At 44.0% G+C, this 298-nt stretch carries 1 protein-coding gene; it reads left to right on the top strand.

Going from position 1 to position 298, the window contains the following annotated elements; translation table 11 throughout:
- A partial coding sequence (locus ACFIK0_RS09645; RefSeq protein WP_375663952.1) for an aminotransferase class V-fold PLP-dependent enzyme occupies positions 1-298 on the top strand: 298 nt, incomplete at both ends.

Raw genomic sequence — 298 nt, 5'->3', positions numbered from 1 at the left:
TGGAAAAGGGCTGGATGAACTAGTTTTCAGTGATCGGGTAGACTTTGCTACCTTTTCTGGTCATAAGTTCCATGCGCCCCGCGGTACAGGTTTTGTATATGTAAAAAGTGGTCGCCAACTTGAACCATTAGTTGCCGGTGGTGGACAAGAACGAAACCTTCGCAGTGGAACTGAAAACACGCCTGGGGATGTTGCAATGGCTAAAGCAGTTCGCTTAGTTAAGGAGCATGAACAGGTGGCAGTTAAACGTGAACAAGCCATAAAAGAACGAATTTATGATCATTTGAGTAAATTTGAA

The organism is Bartonella sp. CL63NXGY (assembly GCF_042194905.1).
Classification (GTDB): domain Bacteria; phylum Pseudomonadota; class Alphaproteobacteria; order Rhizobiales; family Rhizobiaceae; genus Bartonella.
This window is presented reverse-complemented; position numbering and strand designations above follow the sequence as displayed.